The organism is Chitinilyticum piscinae (genome assembly GCF_015223195.1).
Lineage (GTDB): Bacteria > Pseudomonadota > Gammaproteobacteria > Burkholderiales > Chitinibacteraceae > Chitinilyticum > Chitinilyticum piscinae.
In genome coordinates, this window is sequence record NZ_JADFUA010000017.1 from 23,916 (window position 1) to 30,912 (window position 6,997).

Sequence of the window (6,997 nt, forward strand, 5' to 3'; positions counted from 1 at the left end):
AAGCCGTGCCATGCACTCAAAAATGGCGCTGTGCACGATTTTGCGTCGTTTGCGTGGGGTTTTATGGTGCGTGAAAGAATGTTGCGCGTCACAAAATGATGCGCATGGGTTGAGTTGTGCTCTGTAATGGTGCGCGATTGCGGCGGCGGGCAAGCCCCATTTCCTGCCCGCGTACCTGATTTACAGACGGAATCGCCGAACTACGCCATGCAATGAGCCGGCCATCTGGTTCAGTCCGGCCAGGGTTTGCCGGGTCTGCTGCAATGCCTGGTCGGTACTGCTGACCTGGTGATTGATGCGCTCGGCGACTTGCGCAATCTGTTCGGTCGCCAGCGATTGCTCGCGGGTTGCCGCAGAGATTTCGTTGATCTGTGCGAGCACCCCCTGCATCTCCTGCTGCATGGCTGCGATGCGTCCAGTCACGTCATCGACAGTCTGCCGGCTTGCTTCTGCACCATGGGCAGTGGCAGTGGTTCGTTCGACTGCATGGGCGGTTTCCTCGCAGATGGTGCCCAGCAGGGTTTCGATTTCGACGGTAGCACGGGCGGTGCGTTCGGCCAGACTGCGCACCTCGTCAGCCACCACCGCAAACCCGCGGCCCTGTTCCCCTGCCCGAGCCGCTTCGATTGCGGCGTTCAGTGCCAGCAGATTGGTCTGGTTGGCGATGTCCTTGATGACATTGGTGATGTTGTTGATCTGCTTCGATTCCCGGTCCAGCCGGCTGATCGAGTCAGCCAGCGCATGCAGTGTCTGGCCCATCGTTGCCGTATGCTGCTGCATGGTCGACATGGCCTGGGCGCTGCTGCGCGCGCCCGAATCAGCATGGCTGACAGACTGCTCGACCTGCCCGGTACTCGCTGCAATGTGCGAAATGCTGACAGTCACCTCTTCAATGGTGGCCGCTGTTGCTGAAACCAGATCGGCCTGCGAGCGCGACTCGCTGGCCAGCTGCTCGGCGACGCGCTCGATGTCCTGAACGCCCTGATTGAGGCGGTTGGTTTCGGATTCCACCGTGCTGATCAGTCGATGCAGCTCGCCGATAAACTGGTTGAACGCAGCCGCGATTCGGCCGGTTTCATCTTGCTGACGGTCATCCAGCCGGATGGTGAGGTCGGCTTCGCCGCTGTTGAGCTGGCGCATGGCGGCAAGCAGGCGTTCAAGCGGGCGGGTTACCAGATTGCCCAGCCAGAAGGAGGCAATCACGGCAATCAGAATCAGTATCAGCCCGGTACCTGCCTGCTTGAACAGCAGTGTGCGCAGGGTGTCGTGAACAGCGGCCAGATCGGCATCGGCTACCGCAACGATGGTAGTGCCATTGGCGGTTTTAAAGGGCAGATAGATTGACCGGAAGCTGCCGTAACTGCTGGTGTATTCCGCCCAGGTCTGCCGGCCTTCGCGCAAGGCAGTCAGCAGCTCGGCATTCGGTGTTTCGTACAGTTTCAGATACTGCTCAAGCTTGGGATCCTTTTCCTCGTCGGCCGAGAGGGAGGAAATCACATAATACGGTTTACCGTCGCGCAAGACGAAGCTGTACACATAAGGCAGCCCTACCGACTCCGAAAACCGGGTCAGTTTCACACTCAGCGTCCGCATCTGCCCCAGATCGGCACTCTCCCGAGGTGTCAGCTGCTCATGAATGCGCTCGGGAATGATGAAGCGATAGCCGTTGGCTGCGGCGATCAGCTTGCCGTCGATGGCATTCATCGCAATCGTGCGGGTTTCGAAATAGCTGAAGATGCAGAAGGTGACGACCGCCAGCGAAGTCAGCAGGATCAGTACCAGTCTGATTTTGGCTTTGAGTGTTTTCATTTGAGCTGCCTGCAGGAAGACATACGGAAGAAAGACTACCTTATTGCATTAGTTAATTGTCAGGTAATCGGCGTTTATCCGTATGGCTTGATTGCATTTTGCTGATGGCCGGTTGAATGGGCGCAAAAAAGCCAGCCCTGGGGCTGGCTTTGGGCAAGCGGCCGGCAGGATCAGCCCTGCTGAGCGCGCTCGTAGCTGGCGACGATTTCGGCGTGGGCAGCAGCCTTGTCACCCCAGCCGGTCACCTTTACCCACTTGCCGGGTTCCAGATCCTTGTAATGCTCGAAGTAGTGCTTCACTTGCGCCAGCAGCAGTTCGGGCAGGTCTTCCAGTTTCTGGATGTGCTTGTACATCGGGCAGATTTTTTCGACCGGTACCGCAATAACCTTGGCATCCTGACCGGATTCATCTTCCATGCCCAGTACGCCGATGGCGCGGCACTTGATCACCATGCCCGGGGCGAGTGGGAAGGGGGTGTGGACCAGGACATCAACCGGATCACCATCCAGCGACAGGGTGTGCGGCACGAAACCGTAGTTCATCGGGTAGGACATGGAGGTGCCCACGAAGCGGTCAACGACAATCGCGCCGGCTTCCTTGTCGAATTCGTACTTGACCGGCGCGGCATTGGCCGGAATTTCGATAATCACGTTGAAGTCGTTCGGCAGGTCTTTGCCTGCGGGGATCTTGCTGATGTCCATGTCGAATCAGTCCAGTTGGGAAATGGAAAACCCGCCGATTATAGCGATGGGCACGGCGCTCGGGTAGCAATGGACAGATGGCAGCCAAAATCTGCGCTGCCATTGACACAAGTCCTCACTGTCGGCGTGGAAATGGCGATATACAATGCGGATTGAATCAATTGTGACGCGGTGCACCATGAAGCCCCATTATCTGTCTCCCTTGCTGGATCCCCGTTCCATTGCCGTGATCGGCGCCAGTGATACCGAGGGCTCCGTGGGTGAAATCGTTTTTGCCAACCTGCGCGAATCCGGTTTTGTCGGGCGGCTGTATCCTGTCAACTGCTTCCATAATACAGTGCAGGGTATCCCTTCCTTTGCCGCCATTGGTGCGGTTCCTGTGCCGCTGGATCTGGCCATCATTACCACTCCGACGGATTCGCTGGCCCATGAGGTCGAGGCCTGTGGTCGCGCCGGAGTGAAGGCCGTGTGCATCATGTCGCAAGATTTCGTCGGGACCGATGCCGCCTCGCGCAGCCTGCTCGACCGGCTGGTGGCGCTGGCGCGGCAGTTTGGCATGCGCCTGCTGGGGCCCAGCGTATTTGGTATGGCGCGGCCGGCCAGCCGGCTGGCTTCAGCCAATTTCCAGGGCAAAATCCAGGCGGGCAGCCTGGCATTGGTATCGCAATCCTCGTCGGTCACCTCGGCCATCATGGACTGGGCCGAGTCGCACGATATCGGTTTTTCTTCCGTCGTCTCGCTGGGTACGGCGGCCGATGTCGATGTGGGCGAGGTGCTGGATTATCTGGTGGCCGATCCGAAAACCAAATCCATTCTGCTGTATATCGAAGACCTGAAGGATGCGCGCATCTTCATGTCGGCGGTGCGGGCCGCCGCGCGTTCCAAGCCCGTGATGGCACTGAAGGTCGGTCGCTATGATGAAGGCGCGCGATTGGGGCGAACCCACTCGGAGCGTCTGATCGGCCGGGATGATGTGTTCGATGTCGCGCTCAAGCGTGCCGGTGTGCTGCGGCTGCGCTCGATCAACCAGCTGTTCATCGCCGCGCAGGTGCTCAACGGCAGCTACAAGACCCGCGGGCGCCGGCTGGCAATCATAACCAACGGCATCGGCGCCGGCATGATGGCGGTGGATCGTGCGCGTGATCTGCATGTCGAGTTGCCGAAACTCAGCAAGGAAACGCAAGCCGCGCTGCACGCGCTGCTGCCGCCACAATCCGAGGTCGACAATCCGGTTGATGTACTGGGTGATGCATCCAGCGAACGCTTCCGGGCTACCACCGAACTGGTGTTGCGGGATCCGAACATCGATGGCGTGCTGGTGGTGTTCACGCCGCAGACCGGCACCGATGATCTGGCGACGGCCGAAGCGATGATCGAGCTGCGCAAGACGAGCGAGAAGCCGCTCTTGCTGGCCTGGATCGGCGGCAAGAAGGTCGAGGCCAGCCGCAAACTGCTGGCGGCCAGTCACGCCGCTTATTTCCATACTCCCGAACACGCGGTCGAAGTGTTCTACTCGCTGGCGTCCTGGCAGCATAACCAGCAGCTACTGCTGCAGACGGCCAGCCCGCTGGGCGAATGGGAAGCTCCGGATATCGACACCGCGCGCATGATCATCGATAGTGCCGTGGCCGGCGGGCGAACGGTGCTGGACGAGCTGGAGTCCAAGGCCGTGCTGCGAGCCTTCCATATCCCGGTAACGCTGACAATGCGTGCCGCGACTGCCGATGATGCGGTCAATGCGGCCATGGGCATGGGCTTGCCGGTAGCCCTGAAAATCGACGCGGTCGGCATCACGCACAAGACCGACATCGATGGCGTTTCGCTGGGGCTGAACAGCCTGGTGGCCGTGGCCACCGAAGCCAACCGCATGCTGACGCGCGCCCGCAATCTGCTGGGCGAGGGGATGGTGCGTGGTCTGACCGTGCAACCCATGCACGGCAAGAAATCCGGCCGCGAGCTGATGGTGGGGGTGACCACCGACCGTGCCTTCGGACCGGTGATTACCTTCGGTTCCGGCGGTATTGCGGTGGAAGTATTCAACGATGTGAAGGTCGCGCTGCCGCCGCTGAACGAGTACCTCGCCAACAACCTGATCCGCCGCACGCGGGTGAAGAACATGCTGGGCGCGTTTCGCAACCAGATGCCGGTTGATCTGGACGCGGTCAATCATGTCCTGCTGCGTGTGTCGGAGATGGTCTGCGAATTGCCGCAGATCGAGCAGCTCGACATCAACCCGCTGGTCGCCGATGAGCACGGCGTGATTGCGGTGGATGCCCGCATCATCATCGGCAAGGCCAATGAAGGTGCGAGCCGCTATGGCCACATGGCCATCCACCCCTATCCGGCACAATTCATCCAGATCACCACGCTGAAAAACGGCCTGCCGCTGACCCTGCGTCCGATCCGACCGGAAGATGCGGAGCTGCTGGCCGATTTTGTCGCGGCCCTTTCCGATGAATCGCGCTACAACCGCTTCATGAATACGCTGAAAACCCTGCCGCAGGCGATGCTGGCAAGGTTCACCCAGATCGATTACGCCCGCGAACTGGCCCTGGTGGCCAGCGTGCAGGGGGCCAAAGGGGAAGAGATCATCGGCGTGGCGCGCTTTACCGCCAACCCGGACAAATCCAGCTGCGAGTTCGCGGTGGTGACCAGTGACCAGTGGCAGGGCAAGGGGCTGGGCAGCCGCCTGATGGAAGCCTTGTTCGCTGCCGCCCGCGACATGCGCCTGAATGTCATCGAAGGCGAAGTGCTTTCCAGCAACAAGACCATGCTGGCCTTCATGAAACACCTTGGCTTCAGCATCCAGCCCCATCCGGAAGACGACGGGCTGAAGTGGGTGGTGAAACAATTGGGGTGATGGGTATGGCTATGCGGGCCTTTAGCTATAAAGACTGCATTTATATACCCATTATCGATGCTTGTACGGGCAGCAAGGAAACCCCAGCGAGGTTCACTTCCTAGCCCTGATCAATCGAGATCCCTCTGGTCTGGTTCTGCTTTGCAAGCACCACGCAGCGGGGACGAATCCGAGGGAGTTTCTCAGGCTTCTCCGTCATGCAAAACCGTCGTCTCTCCCCTATTTTAAGTACGATGTACTGGCGCATGCTGGCGAACAGGTCTGCGTGCTCTGCCAGAACGTGATCAAGGCCGAGCTGCAACAGAAATACATGCCTCTGACCGCCCCGGTTACTGAAGTGGTGAAGCAACTGTCCGTCAGCTCGGCGCCATCTCCGATGAAAAACTCGGCCTCGTCTACCAGGCACGCGTAAAGCTGGCCAAGAGCGCGATGAACATCGACGGCAAGAAAGTGAATCTGGTGCCCGGTATGGCGGTGAGTGTGGAAATCAAGACCGGGCAGTGGCGGCTGATCGAGTATTTTTTGAGCCCGCTGATTCAACACGGAAGTGAAAGCATAAGGGAGCGCTAGAAATGAATCGCACACTGAAAATGAAAATTAACACACTATTTTTGCATTATTTTCGTGCCCCTTATTTTTCCGATCCAGCCTCATATAAGCCGGGGAAAATTTGATCCTTGAGTGGGTCAAAGTCGAATCCTTTTTCATAAATATGAACGAGTCTTTCGGAGAGGTGGTTGTCTCCGAGAATATTGCTAAGTTGATATTTAAGAATGAGATCTCGGTGTTGATCGAGTGTTAAGTCCTCAATGACAGCGGGTGCTTGCCATGACTCCACTTCACCATTATCACCAGTGTCAACCAACTTTCCACCTTTCCATGGAAAGTTGCTGCCATAATTTGCTTTTGCAAATATTACATACCGCTCGTACGGTTGAGTACCTGGCTTTATTTCGTCAGGTTTAGCTCTTCGCACCCCTAGTTTTTGAATGACCACGTTGCCGATTGGCACAGTGAAAAGTGGCTCGATGAAGCTGAGGTCGAGTGGGCGCCATATATCCTCATTCTTGAAAATATTATAAAGGCGGATTCGCGCAGTACCTTTGGGCATCATTTGTGCCACTGTAAATAGATCATCCCTGAGTTTGAGGATGAAGACTGCATTTTCTTGCCAAAATGCACGCATAAAATCTCCTTATTTCTTTTTGTACTTTTTAGAGCCAGAACCTATCGGGCAGTAACCTTTTTGTGCATCTGCCGCTCTCAAATATTCATCGTGTCGCTTATTGGTATCCCCAACTGGATTTTGCTTATTGGCTGTTCCGCGTAAACCACCTCGCTCTTCAAATTCTCGCTGCTCAAGCCCTCGGGCAGCGCGGTAGATACCGTCTTTCCGGTCAAGCATTTTGGTAGTCCGCTTGGTATCTTTTTTGCGTTTTCAGTACCCCGAAGCACAAATGCACCAGCTTGCGCATGGCAGCTCCCAGTGCAGACATTTTTCTCTTGCCACGTGCAATCAATCGTTCAAAGACCGCTTTGACGTGCGGGTTGTACCTGATCGCAACAATCGCCGCCATGTACAGCACGGCGCGAACGCGCGCCGGGCCGGCTTTCGAGAGTTTGGCCC

General features: G+C 57.4%; 7 protein-coding genes. 2 read left to right on the forward strand and 5 right to left on the reverse strand.

What is annotated here, in order from left to right; translation table 11 throughout:
* Nucleotides 1-180: 180 nt before the first annotated feature.
* The gene (locus INR99_RS16910; protein WP_194117512.1) at nucleotides 181-1,809 is read right to left on the reverse strand and encodes a methyl-accepting chemotaxis protein; all 1,629 of its coding nucleotides are present in this window, start codon (nucleotides 1,807-1,809) and stop codon (nucleotides 181-183) included.
* A gap of 170 nt (nucleotides 1,810-1,979) precedes the next feature.
* Complete coding sequence (gene ppa / locus INR99_RS16915; protein WP_194117513.1) at nucleotides 1,980-2,510, reverse strand: inorganic diphosphatase; 531 nt, start codon at nucleotides 2,508-2,510, stop codon at nucleotides 1,980-1,982.
* A 178-nt stretch (nucleotides 2,511-2,688) separates the two neighbouring features.
* On the opposite strand from ppa, the gene INR99_RS16920 reads away from it, so the two are divergent.
* On the forward strand, nucleotides 2,689-5,370 hold the full coding sequence (locus INR99_RS16920; protein ID WP_194117514.1) for a bifunctional acetate--CoA ligase family protein/GNAT family N-acetyltransferase: 2,682 nt from the start codon (nucleotides 2,689-2,691) through the stop codon (nucleotides 5,368-5,370).
* A gap of 429 nt (nucleotides 5,371-5,799) precedes the next feature.
* Complete coding sequence (locus tag INR99_RS16925) at nucleotides 5,800-5,940, forward strand: hypothetical protein (protein WP_194117515.1); 141 nt, start codon at nucleotides 5,800-5,802, stop codon at nucleotides 5,938-5,940.
* Between the two features lie 61 nt (nucleotides 5,941-6,001).
* On the opposite strand, the gene INR99_RS16930 is transcribed toward INR99_RS16925, so the two are convergent.
* From INR99_RS16930 to INR99_RS16940, 3 genes are all read right to left on the reverse strand, one after another.
* A complete protein-coding gene (locus INR99_RS16930) occupies nucleotides 6,002-6,556 on the reverse strand; it encodes a DUF8309 domain-containing protein (RefSeq protein ID WP_194117516.1) in 555 nt (184 codons plus the stop codon).
* 9 nt (nucleotides 6,557-6,565) lie between these two features.
* The gene (locus INR99_RS16935) at nucleotides 6,566-6,775 is read right to left on the reverse strand and encodes a hypothetical protein (protein ID WP_228098418.1); all 210 of its coding nucleotides are present in this window, start codon (nucleotides 6,773-6,775) and stop codon (nucleotides 6,566-6,568) included.
* Nucleotides 6,768-6,997 (reverse strand): transposase (locus INR99_RS16940; protein ID WP_194117517.1); only part of this gene is annotated, 230 nt, incomplete at its 5' end. The genes INR99_RS16935 and INR99_RS16940, both read right to left, overlap by 8 nt.